General features: G+C 57.4%; 10 protein-coding genes and 1 riboswitch. Of the genes, 5 read left to right on the top strand and 5 right to left on the bottom strand.

Features of this window, described 5'->3' with window-relative positions:
* The first annotated feature begins 11 nt into the window (after window positions 1-11).
* Window positions 12-608, top strand: coding sequence for a hypothetical protein (locus tag ACWNRM_RS05340; RefSeq protein ID WP_485169714.1), 597 nt, complete (start codon window positions 12-14; stop codon window positions 606-608).
* Between the two features lie 739 nt (window positions 609-1,347).
* Window positions 1,348-4,653, top strand: a complete 3,306-nt coding sequence (locus ACWNRM_RS05335; protein WP_485172159.1) for a TonB-dependent receptor domain-containing protein — start codon at window positions 1,348-1,350, stop codon at window positions 4,651-4,653.
* 62 nt (window positions 4,654-4,715) lie between these two features.
* On the opposite strand, the gene ACWNRM_RS05330 is transcribed toward ACWNRM_RS05335, so the two are convergent.
* Entirely contained in the window at window positions 4,716-5,750 is a 1,035-nt protein-coding gene (locus ACWNRM_RS05330) for a HoxN/HupN/NixA family nickel/cobalt transporter (protein WP_485169716.1), read from the bottom strand.
* A 138-nt stretch (window positions 5,751-5,888) separates the two neighbouring features.
* A riboswitch (cobalamin riboswitch) is annotated at window positions 5,889-6,103 on the bottom strand.
* Window positions 6,104-6,303: 200 nt separating this feature from the next.
* Between ACWNRM_RS05330 and ACWNRM_RS05325 the strand changes: the two genes are divergently transcribed.
* The gene (locus tag ACWNRM_RS05325) at window positions 6,304-7,674 is read left to right on the top strand and encodes an NAD-dependent succinate-semialdehyde dehydrogenase (protein ID WP_062165276.1); all 1,371 of its coding nucleotides are present in this window, start codon (window positions 6,304-6,306) and stop codon (window positions 7,672-7,674) included.
* A gap of 205 nt (window positions 7,675-7,879) precedes the next feature.
* Entirely contained in the window at window positions 7,880-8,743 is an 864-nt protein-coding gene (locus ACWNRM_RS05320; RefSeq protein ID WP_485169717.1) for an SDR family oxidoreductase, read from the top strand.
* Window positions 8,744-9,038: 295 nt separating this feature from the next.
* Here ACWNRM_RS05320 and ACWNRM_RS05315 read toward each other — a convergent pair whose 3' ends face one another.
* The 4 genes from ACWNRM_RS05315 to ACWNRM_RS05300 form a co-directional block, all read right to left on the bottom strand.
* Window positions 9,039-11,129, bottom strand: a complete 2,091-nt coding sequence (locus ACWNRM_RS05315; RefSeq protein ID WP_485169718.1) for a S46 family peptidase — start codon at window positions 11,127-11,129, stop codon at window positions 9,039-9,041.
* 324 nt (window positions 11,130-11,453) lie between these two features.
* Entirely contained in the window at window positions 11,454-11,729 is a 276-nt protein-coding gene (locus ACWNRM_RS05310) for a hypothetical protein (protein ID WP_485169719.1), read from the bottom strand.
* 63 nt (window positions 11,730-11,792) lie between these two features.
* Entirely contained in the window at window positions 11,793-13,235 is a 1,443-nt protein-coding gene (locus ACWNRM_RS05305) for an ArnT family glycosyltransferase (protein WP_485169720.1), read from the bottom strand.
* Between the two features lie 103 nt (window positions 13,236-13,338).
* Window positions 13,339-14,055 (bottom strand): polyprenol monophosphomannose synthase, encoded by a 717-nt coding sequence (locus ACWNRM_RS05300; protein ID WP_485169721.1) that lies wholly within the window; start codon window positions 14,053-14,055, stop codon window positions 13,339-13,341.
* A gap of 1,082 nt (window positions 14,056-15,137) precedes the next feature.
* Between ACWNRM_RS05300 and ACWNRM_RS05295 the strand changes: the two genes are divergently transcribed.
* Window positions 15,138-17,675 carry a TonB-dependent receptor plug domain-containing protein gene (locus tag ACWNRM_RS05295; protein ID WP_485169722.1) on the top strand — a complete coding sequence of 846 codons (2,538 nt, stop codon included), beginning with the start codon at window positions 15,138-15,140 and terminating at the stop codon, window positions 17,673-17,675.
* Window positions 17,676-17,729: the final 54 nt, after the last annotated feature.

Below are 17,729 nucleotides of genomic sequence, written 5' to 3'. Positions count from 1 at the left end.
ACAGTTGCACTTTGTTGGGAGTTCCGGAGACCAAGTCCGTCCAGCATATTTGCCTGCAAGCCTATATCGAGCCCGATCCTGGCGGGGCGGCGGGAGCAACCAACTCCGTGCAGATCGAAGGCTACACACAGGGACCACGCGTTCTCCAACAGGATATAGGGGAGTTGCTGCTCAATCCGAGTGCAGAATATACCAATAATCCGATCCCTGATGTCATCGTGAGAGGAGCCGTCGATGCTAATCCGGGGCATTACGAGGTTCTCGACCTTGGCCGCTGGCTCCGTTCGGTCATTCAGTCTCGCGGAAACGCTTGCAGCCTCAAGGATACGAAGTTCGGGGGAGGTGTAGGCGCCGGAATGACTACATCACTGTTCACGCCTGATCTACCGCTGACGGGGAATGTCATCGCGGGTCAGGATACTGGTCGCTATGGTGCGTCCGAGCTTCCTGATGTCACCTTCAACGGTCAGGGCGGTCTCTCGCCCATCCCTCAGATTCGTGGCGCGCTCGGCCTGATTGGGCATCCAGATCCCTCAGTGCTGGTTTATCTCTATGGTGGTGTCGAGACGAGCAGCAAAAGAAGCTATAGCGCCGCCGACAGCATGTAATATGACTACGGGGTGAAAGACCATAATCTCGCTGGCTGCTCCATCGAGTTCGGAATATGCACCGCCCAGACCCGTACCCTGGCTTTCCATGACGGCGGAGGGCTGATGGTATTTCCTTGATGGCACTTACGGCCGCCTTATGGGAGGCGTACAATATAACCATATCCGCAAGTTTGCCTCTCGGGGGTCGGATGGCAAGGGCGGCCCGGTCTATCCAACCACATTCAGCAATATCGTATACGTCACGTCTCGGTATCTGCCTTTCCAGTGAGCCCTGCCCGACCTCCTGCCTCTGCAGAGGGCAAGCTGACTTTTCTTGCAAGGTGAAACCTGCCTTACGGGGGTGCGGCACGTCGCCAGCGTGGTCGCGCTCGCCTTATCGTGTTCGGGTTAAGGCGCATTGCCTCCCTTCTGATGGCAGGCACAGTGAAGGCTGTCCCCTAAATAATCTCCATATCGCGGTTGGTACGTTGGAAACTTAACAACAATATCAAACATGACGGCATGATGCGCGACGTGCTGTTGCCATTGTACAACAGCGTGACATATTCGCAGAATATTACCGCGATACTTCGTCGCCTTTCGCCCGCGGGGATAATAGTGGGGGAGAGCTCTCACCCGGTTGCGTCACGCAATCACCCGGCGAAAGCACTTGTGCCGCACGGTGTAGCGCAAGGAGACGACAGACAAACGGACATGATGTGCCGGATAACGGCGCACAAGCGATGGGGTGTTCTTGATGCCATTTCCCGCAAGGGTGAAGACACGTGCTCTCACCCCCACATGGTCGTGGCGTCTCCTGCTTACCCTGACCGCCGGCACAATGGCCTTTGTCCCGCTTTCTGCTTCGGCGTCCGAAAAGGTCACCGGGCAATCCGGAGCAGGTTTTCAGGACAAGCAGACATCCGGTGCCCTGCGGGAGCGGGAGCAAACCCAGCTGCGGCAACAGCAACGCGAGGCAGAGCAATCGACAAGCGAAAAAAATCGCCTGTCCCGTTCCGTGCCCTCAAAACGCGCCGCGTTGGCTGTGGGCGCGGAGCAGAAAGCGTCCCCTGCAGAGACGATTTTCGTCACCGGCACGCGCCTGACGCAATCACGTCTGACCAATGTCATGGCCGGATCGTCACTGAGTGGCGAACAGATTGGCCGCCGGGGCTATACCGATCTCGGCCTTGCGCTCCTGCGCGAGAACCCTGCCGTCAGCGTGCCTGACAATTCCTCACTCGGCACACAGAACATGTTTGGTGCCGGGCAGTCCTTTGTAAGCCTGCTCAATCTGGGTTCGCAGCGTACCCTCACCCTTGTTGATGGCATGCGCATGGGCGGCGGGGCTACGGCTTCGATCTACGGTGTGGGATCGGGCTCACAGGTTGACGTAAGCACGTTGCCGACCTCGCTCATCAAGTCGGTGGATACCCGTCTGGGCGGTGCTGGCGCAGCTTATGGCGCTGATGCTGTGGCTGGTGTGATCAACTATACGCTCGATGACCATTACAAGGGTGTTTCGCTTGACGGTCAGGGCGGCTGGACACAACAGCTCGATGCGGCGAGCGAGAAGATCGCGTTCAAGGCCGGCACCGGTTTCGATCACGATAAGGGAGGCCTGGTCTTCGATGTCGAATATCGCAATCAGGCCGGTATCATAGGCAGTGATCGTCCGGATGTGTTCGGCGCCAACGCGGCTGTCTATCACCGGCCCGCACTGGGTGAAACATCCCCATACACCTATGTATTGGGTCCGGACCTGCGTTTCATCCAGGCATCGCTCACCGGTATGCCGTCCCTGACCGGCGCCTATGGCGACTTTCCCGTGTATGGCGGCAATTATGGTGCGACCTGGGCTGGCCTCGCTGCCTCCGGCATTGCCAATGCCAATGGTATTCCCCTGACCTTCAGCCAGAACGGCCAGTCGCTCGTGCCGCTCAATGCCGGGACCTTGCTCAAGGGCGACACGGCTCAGGCCGTAGGGGGCGATGGTATCTCCCTGCGCAACTACAACCAGATCGTCACGCCAAACGACAAGCTCAATCTGACCTTGCTTGGCCATTACGATTTTGATCCGCACATCCACGCCCACTGGCAAGGCTGGTACGCACGCGGCAGCGCAGAAAACCAGGTGGGTCAGGGAACATGGAGCAGCACGCTTTTCAACGATGCGCTGACGGCAAATAATGCCGGGCCCTATAGCAGCAGCTATTATCAATACGGTGTCACGACTGGTGCATTCGCTCTGAGCACCAGCAACCCGTTTCTGACAGGTGCCGAACAGAGCACGATCAAACAGGCTCTGGCCGAAAACGGCCTGCCAACCGATACATTCTATCTTAACCGCCTCAATCAGGATCTCGATCAGGGCCTGTTTCGCACCACATCGCAGATGTTTCGTTTTCAGGGCGGGCTGAATGGCGATTTCCGGGCCTTCAATCGTCAGTTCAACTGGAAGCTGCAAGGCGAGTATACGCGCAATACCAATGCCACGACGGCTCCGTCACTCGTTATTCCCAATCTTGTCAACGCGTTGAACGCCGTAACCGCTGCTGATGGCACGATCGAATGTGCCCCCGGCTATCAGAACGCCCCGATCGCCACGCGCAGCGCGGTATGCGCTCCGCTCAACCCGTTTGGCTACAACCAGATGACGCCGGCCGCGCGCGACTACGTCACAGCAGAGTCACGCTCGACCAATCGTAACACGCAACGCGATTTGCAGGCCGAAATCAGTTCGACCGTGGCGACCCTGCCAGCAGGGGCGATACGGTGGGATCTGGGGTACGAACATCGACGTGAGGCCTATCATTTCGACCCCGGTGCCTATCTGCTTGGCTGGAAGCAGAACGACGGCAGCTATCTTCCTTACGGGATCAATGCCTCTATTCCTTATACGGGTGGCGCCTATCATACACATGAAGGCTTCGGCGAACTCGATATCCCCCTGATCTCACCGACAATGCACCTCCCGGGCGCCTATCATCTCTCCCTGACAGCCAATGGGCGCATAACCTATAACAGTATCACCGGCGCTTACTGGACCTATATGACCGGTGCCGCCTGGTGGCCCACACGTGATATCGGTCTGAGTGGCAATTACGCTGTATCGGTGCGCAACCCTGCGATCGGTGAACTCTACTCCCCTCAATCCTCGACCTATCAGAACGGTGTCGATCCCTGTTCCGATACAGGCCTTGCGTCTGGCCCCAACCCAGCCCTGCGAGCCGCCAATTGCGCACGCGCCGGACTGCCGCAGAATTTTGTCTCGAACTTCAATTCCTACGGCGTTGAGGGTACAGCCGGGGGGAACCGGAATCTCTCCAATGAGCGTTCCAAAAGCTATACGGGCAGCCTTGAATTCAGGCCGCATTTCATACGCGGGTTCGATGTCAAAGCCTCATTCGTGGATGTCAGGGTTTCTGATGCCATCACCTATCTGAGTGCCAATGATCTGCTCAATGCGTGTTACGACACCGGCATCTACCCGAATAATCGCTTCTGCTCGACATTCACCCGGGATTCATCGGGACAGATTTCCTCTTTCCGCTCCGGCTATTACAATATCGCCAGCTACGACACCCAGGCCCTTCAGACGACGATAGAGTACAACACCCCCCTCTCCCGTCTGGGTCTGCCTGAGAACTCAGGGGTGATCGACCTTCGGGGCAACTACGTGCATTATGTCAAAAGCACGCGCAATTATGCCGGAAGCACCTATCTGCTTTCGGGTAATATTGCTGCGCCCAATGACAATTTCACGCTCAACACCACGTGGGTACGGGGGCCGCTCAGTGCACAATGGCAAACCATCTGGTATGGCCCGAGCGTTGTTGCCCTGCAGGTGCCGGCCACGCGCTTTGAGGGCAACAAACGGCCTGCCTTTGCCTATTTCAATCTCTCACTCGACTATGCCGTGACCAAGCATTTCTCAACCAGCTTCGTGGTAAACAACATCACCGATGCCCTGCCACGCGATGCAGGCATCTATAGCGTGGGCCGTTATTACGAGGCGCTTATTGGTCGCGCCTTCCAGATGCGCATCGGCGCCCATTTCTGACCGCAACGTGCACCGGTGGGTGTCGCCCCGACCACCGGCGCACCAAGACGATGAGCCCGTCGTCAGTTTTTGCGTCGTGCATCGACCCGGCTGAAAATCAGGGACAACATCCAGGCCAGCACGAACAGCCCGATCACGATAAACCCGATCTGGTTGAAGCTGTCGCTGACAGCGGCCACCATGCCCCAGAACCGCCCTTCAAAACCGATCTGGTCACCCAGCAGACGAAGCGTCTCGATACTGCCAATCCCGACAGCCACGATCACCGAGATCAGGGTAATGATGATGTTATAGCGCAGCTTGCGCAACGGATCGACGAAGGCCCAGCGATAGGCCCCGAGCATGAGAACACCATCTGCCGTATCGACAAGGGCCATGCCCGCAGCGAACAGGGCAGGAAAGATCATGATCGCCGCAACCGAAACACCCCGGCTCGCCTGTGAGGCAGACAGCCCCAGAAGCGATACTTCCGTCGCAGTATCGAAGCCGAGGCCGAACAGAAAGCCGAGCAGCACCATATGCCAGCTGCGCGAGACCAGTCTGAACAGCGGATAAAGCAGGCGCGACAGCACTCCACCCCGGTTCAGAAGTGCTTCGGGGTCGACCTCCTCAATCGCTCCACCAGCCCGTATGTGACGCCAGGCGCGCCAGGCGCCGCGCAGGACAATGAAATTTGTGATGGCCAGGGCAAACAGGAAGCCGGCAGAAACGAGCGTGCTGGCAATACCCCCTATATCACGCCATGCACCAAAACGCTCCTGCATCGCCTGTGACAGCAGTGCCGTGCCCAGCGCCGCCAGCACAACGATCAGGGAATGACCGATGGCAAACCAGAACCCTGTCAGCAAGGGCTGACGCCCCATTTGGATGAACTTGCGCGTGACGTTGTCAATCGAGGCGATATGATCGGCATCGACAGCATGACGCAGGCCGAAACCATAAGCGAGCAGGGCGTTGCCAAGCAGCAAGGGCCGATCGCGAAACATCACGAAGGTCCAGACCCAGAGCGCCATATTGGCCAGAAGCAGGCCGATCCCAAGCAGCGAAATGCGCCAGCGCAGCAACGGCGAAGACACCGGCAAGGTTTCAGCGCTCATCACTACGCCCTTCGCCGGGATGGAAAGTCGATGCGGGCCGATCCGCATCCCGTGCAAATCGCAATGCACCAATAGACGGGGGTAATTCGTTCACGAGAAACGCTCTCCGCAATCGCCGGATCATCCCGTCCGGTCAGGCAGTCAGACACGACAAGGGCAGGTCTCCTGGCTCACGGTTCATCGCTCCCCTGCCCCTTCCCGGATGACCTGCATCCAGTGGTTCCGGCAGGGCGCTCACCGCTCACAGTTGCGGGGACAGCTGCCGCCTCGTGCCCGATCCTTTCAGGATCAGCCAGCCCGTTCGGCATTCCCTTTTCACTTGCTTGCACAAGACCCTTGACGCGGGCGAGCCTACCCCCTCACCCCAGTGAAAGCCAGCTTCCAGCCGATTGTAATCAAGGGTCTCTACCTTGCGGTAGCGGAGCAGCACCCAGGCTGCCCAGCCCGCATTGCATACCATTTCAGGGAAACCATGCGCCTTTCCAGGCATTTGTTGGACCGTGACTTTGGTTCGGCCATGCGTCGGACCCCAGATAAACGGGAGCAGGAAACGATGAGCGCCTATCGTACAATCAACCCCGCCACAGGCAAAACCGAGCGTGAGTTCGATCTCCACACCAAGGCACAGGCCTTTGAAAAGCTAGACGCTGCCCATGAATTCTACAGAAGTGACTGGCGTCACCGCAGCTTTGCCGAGCGCAAGGCCATCGTCAGCAAGGCGGCGCAGATCCTTGAGCAGAACAAGGAAAAATATGCCCGACTGATTTCCATCGAAATGGGCAAGGTTCTGCCTGAGGCCATTGCCGAGACCGAACTGTCTGCGAAGATCCTCGCCTATTACGCCGAAAACGCCGAGAAATTCCTTGCCCCGCGTGAGATCCCTGTCTCGGAAGGTCGTGCGACGGTCCTCAGCCAGTCTCTGGGTGTCATCTACTGCGTCGAACCCTGGAACTTCCCGTACTACCAGCTTGCACGCGTGGCAGGTCCCAACCTGATGGCCGGCAATGTCGTGCTCGCCAAGCACGCACCGGGTGTGCCGCAATGCGCCCTCGCCTTCGAGGCGCTGTTCCTCGAAGCCGGGGCACCCAAGGGAGCCTGGACCAATCTGTTCATCGACAATGATGTGTCGGAAGAACTGATTGCGCGCCCTGAAGTGCGTGGCGTGGCCCTGACCGGCAGTGAGCGTGCAGGCAGTGCTGTCGCCGCACAGGCTGGCAAGGCTCTGAAAAAGACCACGCTAGAACTCGGTGGCTCCGATCCGTTCATCGTGCTCGATGATGCCAATCTCGACGAGGTCATCCCCCGTGCCGTGGCAGGGCGCATGTCCAATAACGGTCAGGTTTGCACCGCCGCCAAGCGCATGATCGTTCATGAATCCCTGGCCGACGAATTCGTGCGTCGCCTCTCCGACGCCTTGGCCGAATTCCGCTATGGTGATCCGCTGGAACAGGGCGTCACTCACGGCCCGATGAGCAGCGAAAACGCCATGAAGCTCGCACTGAGCCAGGTCGAAAAGGCAGTCGATCACGGGGCAAAGCTTGTCACCGGCGGCAAGCGGCTTGATCGCGAGGGCTTTTTCATGCAGGCGGCCCTGCTCACGCATGTCACCAAGGATAACCCGATTTTCTACGAAGAAATTTTCGGTCCCGCCGCCATTGTCTACCCGGTGGCCGATGACGACGCTGCCATTGCGCTTGCCAATGACTCTCCGTTCGGTCTGGGTGGTTCCGTTCATACGGCTTCCGTCGAGCGTGGTCGCAAGCTTGCCGAGCGCATCGAGACCGGCATGGTGTTCATCAATGATGTGACGGGCACCGCCCCGGAACTGCCATTTGGCGGGGTCAAGAATTCCGGCTATGGCCGCGAGCTTTCCTCCAACGGGATCGAGGAATTCGTCAATCACAAGCTGATCCGCTCAGCCTGATCGAAACCGGCCTGTCACGATCGTCCACCTGATCCGTGACAGGCCCTCATGATGCCCTGTGCAAGGCCTTACGAAAGCCAACTCCTGACCTCATGAGCGCCGCGACACGCTTTGCCATGAAACTAAGGCTCACGTTTCCGCGATGAATAGGGTGCAACGCACAGCCCGCGGCACTTGACCGCCGTCCGGAAAACGGAGCCTCATCATGACCGATTACGCAAAGCCCCCCTTCGATACCCCTCTTCAGGATCGCATCCCCGGTCAGACCAAAGCCATGACGCCCCTCCCCGATCATGGTGAGGGGACGTATGAAGGTTCAGGTCGTCTGGAGGGCAAGATTGCCCTCATCACAGGTGGCGATTCCGGCATAGGCCGCGCTGTCGCCATCGGGTTTGCTCGTGAAGGCGCCGATATCGCGCTATCCTATCTTGAAGAAGAAGCCGACGACGCCAGGGAAACAGCTGCCTGGATCGAAAAAGCAGGCCGCAAGGTGCTTCTCCTCCCCGGCGACCTGAAGTCACGCGAGATCTGCAAATCCGTGATCGATGAGACGGTCTCGACTTTCGGCCGGATCGACGTTCTGGTGAACAACGCTGCTTTCCAGATCGAACGCCTCGCTCTTGAGGACATCTCGGAAGATGAATGGGACGACACATTTGCCACCAATATCGGCGCGACATTCCGTCTGACCCGTCACGCTGTTCCCCATATGAAGCGCGGCGCCTCGATCATCCATACCATCTCGGTCAATGCGGACAGCCCCAAGCCGCGCCTGCTTGCTTATTCCGCCACCAAAGCCGCCATCCAGAATTTCAGCGGCGGACTTGCGCAGTTGCTTGGTGAGAAGGGAATTCGCTCCAATACCGTTGCCCCGGGCCCGATCTGGACACCGCTCATTCCTGCGACCATGCATGGCGACCACGTGCATGTCTTTGGCGAGGATACCCCGCTGGGCCGCCCTGGCCAGCCTGTCGAACTGATCGCGCCTTACGTCATGCTGGCCAGCGACGAGGCCAGCTATATCTCGGGTGCTACCATCGCCGTAACAGGCGGCACACCTGTCATCTGAGGGATAGTGGGGCCTTGCCCCACGCCCCACCAAAGGGCCGTCGCCCCTTGGAAACCCGGGATGCCAGGGCTTTCAAGGAGGTCATTCCAGCTTCGGCTGCGGCCGCACGCGGCATTGCGCTTATGCCGCAATCTGGGCCAGAGGCTCGCGCTTCAGGCAGCTTCACCTTACCGACAGCCGCAATGGTGTCACCGTTCTAAAACGCCAGACGAATAGAGTGGCGCAGGTTTCTACCTCCGCAAGAAGCGGGGCAGCGCTGAACGCTACCCTCTTCCTGCACTGATACGCCCTTAGATCAGCGATGACCGTTGGTCAGCTCATCGGCGAGTGTCTTCTCGTTATAGACCACTCTGAGCGCGGTGATGATGGCGCTCGTATCGGTCGCGACAGCACGGTTATTGCTGATGTCGTAATAGAGATCACCCGCAAGGCTCGGCAGATTACCATCGAAGATCAGGCCGACAGCCTTACCTTCGCGATTGATGACCGGAGAACCGGAGTTACCCCCCACGATGTCGTTGGTCGAGACGAAATCGAGATGCGTCGCCAGACCCAGATTGGCCTTCGCATCCAGCCAGCGCTTGGGCAGAGCAAAAGGTTCGCTGCCGGTGGCGTGACGGTACATACCCGCAAAATCCGTGAAGGGCGCGACATCTGTGCCATTCTTGCGCCAGCCCTTGACGGTGCCATAGGACAGGCGGGGCGAGAACGTGGCGTCGGGATACAACGCATCGAGGCGATTTTCGGCCTTGGCCTGAGCGAAGCGTGCACGGGCAATATCGCCCTGAGCCTTGTGCAGCGGGGCCGCAACGTCGTCACGCATACGGTCGTGGAGTGACGCATAATCGGGATAAAGCTTGCGGGCAAAGACGATCAGCGGATCAGTCGAGGCTTCGATGGCTTTCAGCCCCCCTTTCCACAAGGCGAGACGCTGTGCCGGATCAGACAGATGCGTCCCCTTGATAAGGCGCGCCGCCACATCTTCCGGTGCATCATTGCCAAGGGCCAGATGGACAAGACTGTCATCGGCACCAGCCACCTGACGCAGGCTGGTCAGGCTGAGTGCCAGCGAAGCAGTTTCAAGATCCGGATAGAAAGGCTCTTTCGCACCAAGGCTGGTCTCGATTTCGCCAAGCTGGGCGTCATGGAAGCCCGCATGACGCTTGGCGTCGGGCTTGGCCCGCTCATGGGCGCCTTCCACCAGGGTCATGACGTCATCAAGGAAACCACGAAAGACCATACCAATGGCCAGATTACGCGTGAACAGATCCTTCTCAAGCGCTACAGCCTTGTCCACCATGGCAAAAGGCTGGCCATAAGCAGCACGACGCGCCGGGTCGGCATCGATCCAGCGTTGCAGGGCGGCATCTTCCTTCTCACGTCGGCTCACGATATCGCCTGACTGAAGTGCCGCCTGAGTGCCGGAATAGGATTTCAGACCGTTCTGGATACCGAACAGCGTATTTTCCGCCTGTTTCGCATGATCGGCGCTTTCACGGCTGTATTGCCACAGCATCCCCTCACGCACTGAAAGCATGGCGATAATTGCCGGATTGGCGACATCACGCTGGAACGCGAGGGCTGCAGCAGGCAGCCCGCGCTGCGTGCGCCCCGGATTGCCGGAGGTGAAAACCAGATCATCCGCCTTGGGGCCATTCGGATCAAATTGCAGGAACGGCGTATTCACTGGCTTGCCACCCTCATAGACGCGCAGCATCGACAGATCGATATCGTAGCGGGGATAATCGAAATTATCTGGATCACCGCCGAAGAAAGCGATCCCCTGCTCGGGGGCCATCACCACGCGCACATCGTTGTAGCGGCGATAACGGTAAAGCGCGGTCTGCCCACCATGATAGAGCGAGACCATGTCGCAGCGCCAGTGCGCGTCATCACCGCCCACGCAATCCTTGGTCAGCTTGCTTTCCACTTCCTGCAGGGCCGCCGAATAGGCGGCCCCCTGCTTGCCCTTGGTGGCTTCTGCCACAGGGGCAGACACGTCTTTCATGGTGTCGAGGCGATCGAGCTCCATACCGGGGCACTGGCGCTCATCGGCGAGATCCTTCGTGTAGAACCCGTCGCGGAAATAGTCGTGATCCTTGTCAGACAAGGCGGCAAGGCATGAATTGGCGCAGTGATGATTGGTCATGACCAAGCCGTTGCCTGACACGAAGGAAGCAGAGCATCCCTCGGCCAGACGTGCCGAGGATTGCACAACGTGCTGGATCCAGGCGGCATCAGGCTTGAAATGATAGGTCTTCTGCAAAGCAGCGTTAGGCAGATGATCGAATGTCCACATGCCCTCGTCGGCGCGTGCAGCGTCCGCAAGCGTTACGGCACCGAACAGGGCCGATGAGAGGAAAAGCGATAGACGGGCACGGTTCATGGGCAGCAGCTCGGTTCTGAATGATGATATAATGTATCAATCCATAACATACGCCATTTTGCAAATCCGAAAATCAGCACGGTGACCTTGTCCGGCGGCTCTGGCTGGCCGTCGCCAGCGTGCCACACGCTTAAACCCATCGAGGCCGCGGAAAAGACACCAGTTTGCGAAGAGGCTATTCCCCGGAGGCTCATATCGCAAAAATCACGCTGTGAAATGAGAATTGGGTTTATTACCGTCGCGTTGAGATGCGTTCCCCGAGGGAGGCTGCGGCAATCGTACCAAACGTACAGTCAGGAACCTTGAGGCCTTTCCTCGCCGCGATCATCCGACCTGCGCCACGAGACGGGAGAAAAGCGCCAATTCATCTGGCGTCGCAGGCTCATTCAGCCGCCTGACATGGGCAGCCATGATTGCCGAGGCGCGAAAAGGCAACTCACAACCCGGCCGATCCTGAACCCGCCCTGATACAGCACAAAGATGCGTGCGAAAACGCGCCTCATGTAACGGGAACGTCGCGCGGCATGAAGGTTCGATGCAATCGCCCGAATGCCCGTCCCCTGGTCGATCGGCGGCACGGGGGCGGACGCGATTGGCCACGTCTCTCATTATTCGATCGGAACGATCACGACACCCGCGCCCTGAGGTTTGACGAAAGCGAGGTCACTCTGACTGTGGGACAGGCGCAAGCGCAGGGTGAGGCGGGAGCACCCCCCTGCTCCGTTTATAAACCGACAGCATTCTGCGATGGGGTCGCGAAATCCAGCTGTAAGTCCTGACATAATCCCGGGAGAGCGCGTCATACAGCGCCTTGCGCACATTGCGGTTTTCACCGGCAGCTTCCGGCTCCTGGCTGATGATATATGCAGGTTCCTGCGTCAGAACTGCATGCAGTTCTGCGAGGGGGTCCATGCCCGTCGCACCGGCTTCGCGCTGGAGCCCGAAATGGGATGGAAATGGATGCGACGTCAATCGGCAATATGGCAGGGCATCATAGAGCGCAACGGGACCGTTATAGATAAAAAGGCAACCTGATTTTCCGTAATCCACACTTTTCTCAAGCGCCAGGAAAAGCTCTTTCCCACCATTCGATCTCAAATGCTTCCAGGTACTCAGTTGCGAAGCCACAAGCCCGATAATTGCCATAAGCCACGCCAGATTGCGACCGGATTTCCTGTAGAACAGCGGGGCAATCTGGATGGAAAAGGGTACGAGAAGCGGGAGGATATAATGGATGTACCAGGTGCCGAAAATCACGAACGCACCGAACGCCACCATCGCCCACATAGTCAGAAACGAGACGTAAGGTGCCTGTTGCGCAGAAAGGCTTCTTCTGGACAGAAAATTCACGCCCATGACGATGAAAAACGGCCCCAGCAAAGGCAGGAGCTTGATCAGTCTCTCCGAGATAATCTGATGACTCTCAATCGCACGCAGAAACACCGAGGAAATATTAGAGAACAGCCACTCATGCCCGTAACCGCTCATTATATAGAAAAGACCAGAGGCAATCGTGGGCAATACAGCAACAAAAACCCATATGGCAGAGTCAGCAATGATGCTTCTGGGGTTACTCCCTGATCTTATTTCCCGATATATCAGATATAGACCAGCAAACATCCCTTCGAAGACAACGGTATATTTTATCTGAATAGCCACCCCGAAAAGGAGCATGATCAGGATGCCGACCGGTCTGCGGCGTTTTCGATCATTTCCCTCGAAATCTTGCAGGTGATCCAGAAGAAGGCACATCGCGCCAGCGACCAGGAGATTATAGAAAATGGGCGATTGGCCACCTTCGCCCTGTGCCAGAGTGGGCCAAATCTCATAGATGAGCGCCGCAACCAGCGCTCCGCTGGCAGGAGCAATCCTCAACGCCATGCGACGTATCAGTAGCGCCGTGCCCCACAGGGCCAGCAGTGCCCCGATCTGATAGGCGATAACCCGATACGCCCCGAAGAGATGAAAAAAGGCGTAAAGCAGAAACAGGCCAATTGGCTTACGGTCCCAGAAATCAACATAGGGCAGATGGCCTTGCAGTAGCCGCCCCCCTCCGAAGAGATAGAACTCCTCATCCCATTCAAGGATAGGGTTCCCCAATGTCATGAACCGTATCAACAGTGCCGCGAACAGCAGAAAAAAATGCGGATAACACGCGACGACTATTTTGTTCAGTTGCTTCAAGAGAGCCCACTTTCGCCTGACATGATCACCGGAAGGCGTTTCGTATCTTGATTTCAGCCAGAGCCACAAAAAACTGGCCAATGATCCTGGGTGTCATCTTGCTTTCGCCATGAACGCGCTCCCGAAAAACCATGGGACACTCCTTGATCCGGAGCGATTTCGGACTGGTCATGATAATCTCGAACAGAATTTTGAACCCGTGTCCGGTCAGGCGAGGAGCGAGCGCTTCAAAATCACGCTGCCGCATCAGGAAAAAGCCACTCATCGGATCATTGATCGGTGCAGAGGCAGACATGGCCACCAGATTGCCCAGACGGGAAATGAAACGCCGCCAGAAACCGGAGAGCCCCCCACTGTCACCCCCGAGCACGTGCCGACTGGCGACGGCGAGATCATACTGATCGTCCTGGAGAGCCGCCAGCATGGGAAGCAGGCAAGACTCGTCATGTTGCAGGTCACCATCCATCACCGCAACAAATGTTGCCGATGAAGATAATATGCCCTCGATCACGGCCGATGATAAGCCACGACGGCCCATACGGACGATGCCACGTATTCGCCGATCCAGCGCCGCAATATTCCGGACCGTATGGATCGTCCCATCTGGTGAATTGTCATCGACAAAAATGATTTCCCACGCAATGCCACTGAGCGTTTTTTCGAGTGCATTGATGAGAGGTCTGACATTTTGTTCTTCACAGTAGCACGGTATTATTATGCTCAGAATTGGTGCTGCTGCCATCTTTTCCTCTGGGATTAGCCCTCGACTTTACCAACACGAGCAGGAAGGATACACAGGATCTTTTGTAACATTTCTTGCCTTAATGTGAGACGACCTGATGATCGGGGCGGCGTCTCAACATCGGATCATTATCGCTCGGGTGGCAGGACGCATCCTGTGACAAATCAGTTATGCTGACACCACGATCGTCTGAGCCCCGCACGCGGCATCAAACGGATAACGGAAGGGCTGCTGACCTGCCGTCGCTCCATGAGCTGCACTCAGCGAGATGAAAGCGCCCGACAAATCGTCCGGCTCCAGCTTTGCGGACGCAATGAGGATCAGTTTGAGGAGAACATCATTCAGGCACACAATTGCCCTGTGACCTCAGACAGATGAGATCACCTCCCGGCTGGTCTGCCCCCACGCCGGTACGTGCCGAAACTCTGTAGGCTCGCAAAGCACAAGCCTTGGAGACAGTATCGCAGAGGGGGCGAAACAATGCCTGTCTCTTATGGCCCCTGCACGGCGCTGTCGCATCGACTCTCTTGGGGAGCCACTCTGCCTGCAGACACGCAATTGATTGGATATCGTTATGATCATCGCCATTCAGGGGGGTATCACCTGTCGGTTCGCCCGGTCGGCTTCATGACAAGTTTATGACGCGACGCTTAACCGCGCTGCGGCCGGTCAGAACACGAAAACCAGAACAATGTGCCTGCTAACTGGAATGAAATTATATTTATAAAGTAGTTACATTTTGTCCATCGCGCCAAAATCCGTTTCCGCCGGCACTCAGAGCACAAACGATTAGATGATTGAGGAAACTGCAATAAGAAACGTACATATGAATATATATAAAATATATCATGCATTATATATGAATACATTACCATGACAATTTATAACTATAGACTTACATATCTAGGTTTCGTTCATATTAAAAAATACAGGCAGAAAATAATTCTTAGGATTCCCTCAGAAACATATAAAAATACAATGGAAATATTTCGACATACTGCCATAAAAGCTTAACTTTACTCAAACACTCCCGGTAACGTTTTTGCGACCCGTTACATCCCAGACACGTGTCGGAGAGACCGGTGAAAAGACTTGCCCTGTTCCTCGTTGCAACGACTGCCTGCACGCCCTTCGTGAGCCGCGCTGCCGATGCCGCAAGCGCCACCGAGGCGCAGGACGTCGCACAGAAAAAAGCCGACAAGACCACAGCCCTGACGAAGAAAAATAAATTCGTCAAAAGCACCGACGATGCCGAGCAGGTCGTCGTGACAGGCACGCGTGAAAGCCATGTGAAGGCCCGCCAGAGCATCAGCCCCGTCGTGGTCATCTCCTCCAAGACGCTGGAGCGCTCGGGCGAGCTGAACGTCGCCAATGCGCTGACGCGCACCTATCCCTCCATCACCATGAGCGCGCGTGGGTCCAACACCAACTCGCTGGTGTCGTCCATCCAGATGCGTGGGCTGGGGCCGAACGAGACGCTGGTTCTGGTCGACGGCAAGCGCCGTCATTCCACCGCCAATATCGTGCAGAAGCCAGGGCCGCAATTTGCCTCGTCAGGCGTCGATCTGAACATGCTGGCTGGCAACATGATCGACCATATCGAGGTGCTCGAGGATGGCGCCGCCGCAATGTATGGTTCTGACGCCATCGCCGGTGTGGTGAATATCATCACCAAGAAAAAGGATCACGGTCTGACGCTCAGCGGTCAGGGCGGTGCCAATGCCTATCTCGGCAGTGGCGAGCAATACCAGCTCGATGCTGATGGCGGCTTCAAACTCGGCAAGGACGGTTATGTCCATCTAGGCGCGCAGTTCTATCAGACACAGCACGCTATTGCCTGGGGACCCGATCATGCATTGCTCGGCTACTGGCCAGCCGGTGCCGATACCAAGAACTACTTTGTGGGCGTCAAGCCAGGATCCGAAAGCTGGCGTGGTCGCAAGACCGATTATCTGAGCACACCAAAGGAAACACGCGAGACCTTTGCGCTCAATTTCGGCAAGCCTCTTGCCGCTGGCATTGAACTTTATGGACAGGCAACACTCGGCTATCGCCATGCCGAAATGCGCGCCTATAAATACCCCTATGTCGTACCTGCCGCAGGCATCAGCGAACTCCGCCCCATCACAGGGGATGATGAACTGGATTACGCCGCCGAGCTGGGCCTGAAGGGCGAGAACCTGTTCGGCTTCGACTGGAATCTCTCAACCGTCTATGGCGGCGATAATTCGCGCATCAGCATCCGCGATGTAGTCAATCTGGGCGAACTTGCCCGTACAGGTTATTCACCCAGCAAGTTCTGGGACTACACCCAGAAAAACACACAGTGGACGAATAATCTCGACCTGCGTCGCGGGTTCAATATCTGGTCCATGCCGGTCAGTCTGGCATTCGGCGGGGAGCACCGTCTGGACTCCTATCAGATCATCTCGGGTAATCCGGAATCCTATCTCGATGGCGGCCCGGTGGAACATGCCGGTATCCCGCCCCAATCGGCAGGCACATGGTATCGCAACATCTACTCGGCCTATGTGGATGCGACCTTCCGCCCCACGCGCAAGCTCTCCATCGATGTGGCTGGCCGCTACGAATATTACACCGACACTGACAACACCGAAAACGGCAAGCTTTCAGCGCGCTATGATTTCACCAGACGCTTTGCGCTGCGTGGCACCATCGCCAACGGGTTCCGTGCGCCAACATTGCAGGAATCCCATTTCAGCCGCCTGAACATCTTTGCCGGTACCGGCAGCGTTGGCGGTCAGCTTCCGGTGGAGTCCGCCGCAGCCCGCTCACTGGGTGCGCAGGGCCTGAAACCGGAACGCTCTGTCAATGCCAGTGCGGGCTTTACCATGGAGCCGGTACGCGGCCTGCATGTCGAGGCCGATGTGTACCAGATCAATCTGCGTGACCGTATTGTGCAGGGTGGCACGGTGCGTGGCGCACAGGCGCTGGACGCCATCCGCTCTTTCGGCTTCGATGTCTCCCCGACCGCCACCAATGCGGCAGCGTCTTCGGCCTACTTCCTCTCGAACGGGGCCAGCACGCGCACGCAGGGTCTGGATATCAAGGCCGATTATCTTGTGCATATGCATGATTACGGCAATCTGGCGCTGATGGCGGCGTTCAACCTCAACCGCACACGCCTGCACCACAATGGCATTTCGACCATCGGCAAGCCGCTGCTGAACGAGCAGACCATCGCCTACATCACCACCGCCACACCCCGCAGCAAGATCATCCTCAACGCGCTGTGGACCATCGGCAGGTGGGATGTGAATATCCGCCAGAGCCGTTATGGCGAAACCACCAACATGATGACCTATCAGGACTGGACCCCGGCCTCGGCTACCTGTGCCAGCGGTGGCGCCCTGCGCTACTCCAATTCCTGCTTTGGCCAGTTCAAGAACACACCCCGCTGGCTGACCGATCTTGAGGTAGGCTACAAGATCACCTCGCGCGTCCATGCCTCCATCGGCGTGAACAACGTCTTCAATGTCCGCCCCCGTCGTCTCCCGGGCAATCTCGTGCCGGCAGGCGGGTCGATGTACGATCAGTTCTCCAATCAGGTGCCCTTCACCGGCGGCTATTATTTCGGGCGCGTCAGCGCAAGCCTCTGAGCGCAGCGCGACCAGCCTCACATCGCAAATCGCCTGCTCAGGCCGGGAGTGGAA

The organism is Asaia sp. A2 (genome assembly GCF_057319415.1).
This window is presented reverse-complemented; position numbering and strand designations above follow the sequence as displayed.

Bases quoted from the DNA above. Each gene is read 5' to 3' on its own strand.
- ACWNRM_RS05305 (WP_485169720.1), bottom strand. From the start codon at position 13,235: ATGACATTGGGGAACCCTATCCTTGAATGGGATGAGGAGTTCTATCTC.
- ACWNRM_RS05315 (WP_485169718.1), bottom strand. From the start codon at position 11,129: ATGAACCGTGCCCGTCTATCGCTTTTCCTCTCATCGGCCCTGTTCGGT.
- ACWNRM_RS05335 (WP_485172159.1), top strand. From the start codon at position 1,348: ATGCCATTTCCCGCAAGGGTGAAGACACGTGCTCTCACCCCCACATGG.
- ACWNRM_RS05330 (WP_485169716.1), bottom strand. From the start codon at position 5,750: ATGAGCGCTGAAACCTTGCCGGTGTCTTCGCCGTTGCTGCGCTGGCGC.
- ACWNRM_RS05320 (WP_485169717.1), top strand. From the start codon at position 7,880: ATGACCGATTACGCAAAGCCCCCCTTCGATACCCCTCTTCAGGATCGC.
- ACWNRM_RS05300 (WP_485169721.1), bottom strand. From the start codon at position 14,055: ATGGCAGCAGCACCAATTCTGAGCATAATAATACCGTGCTACTGTGAA.
- ACWNRM_RS05325 (WP_062165276.1), top strand. From the start codon at position 6,304: ATGAGCGCCTATCGTACAATCAACCCCGCCACAGGCAAAACCGAGCGT.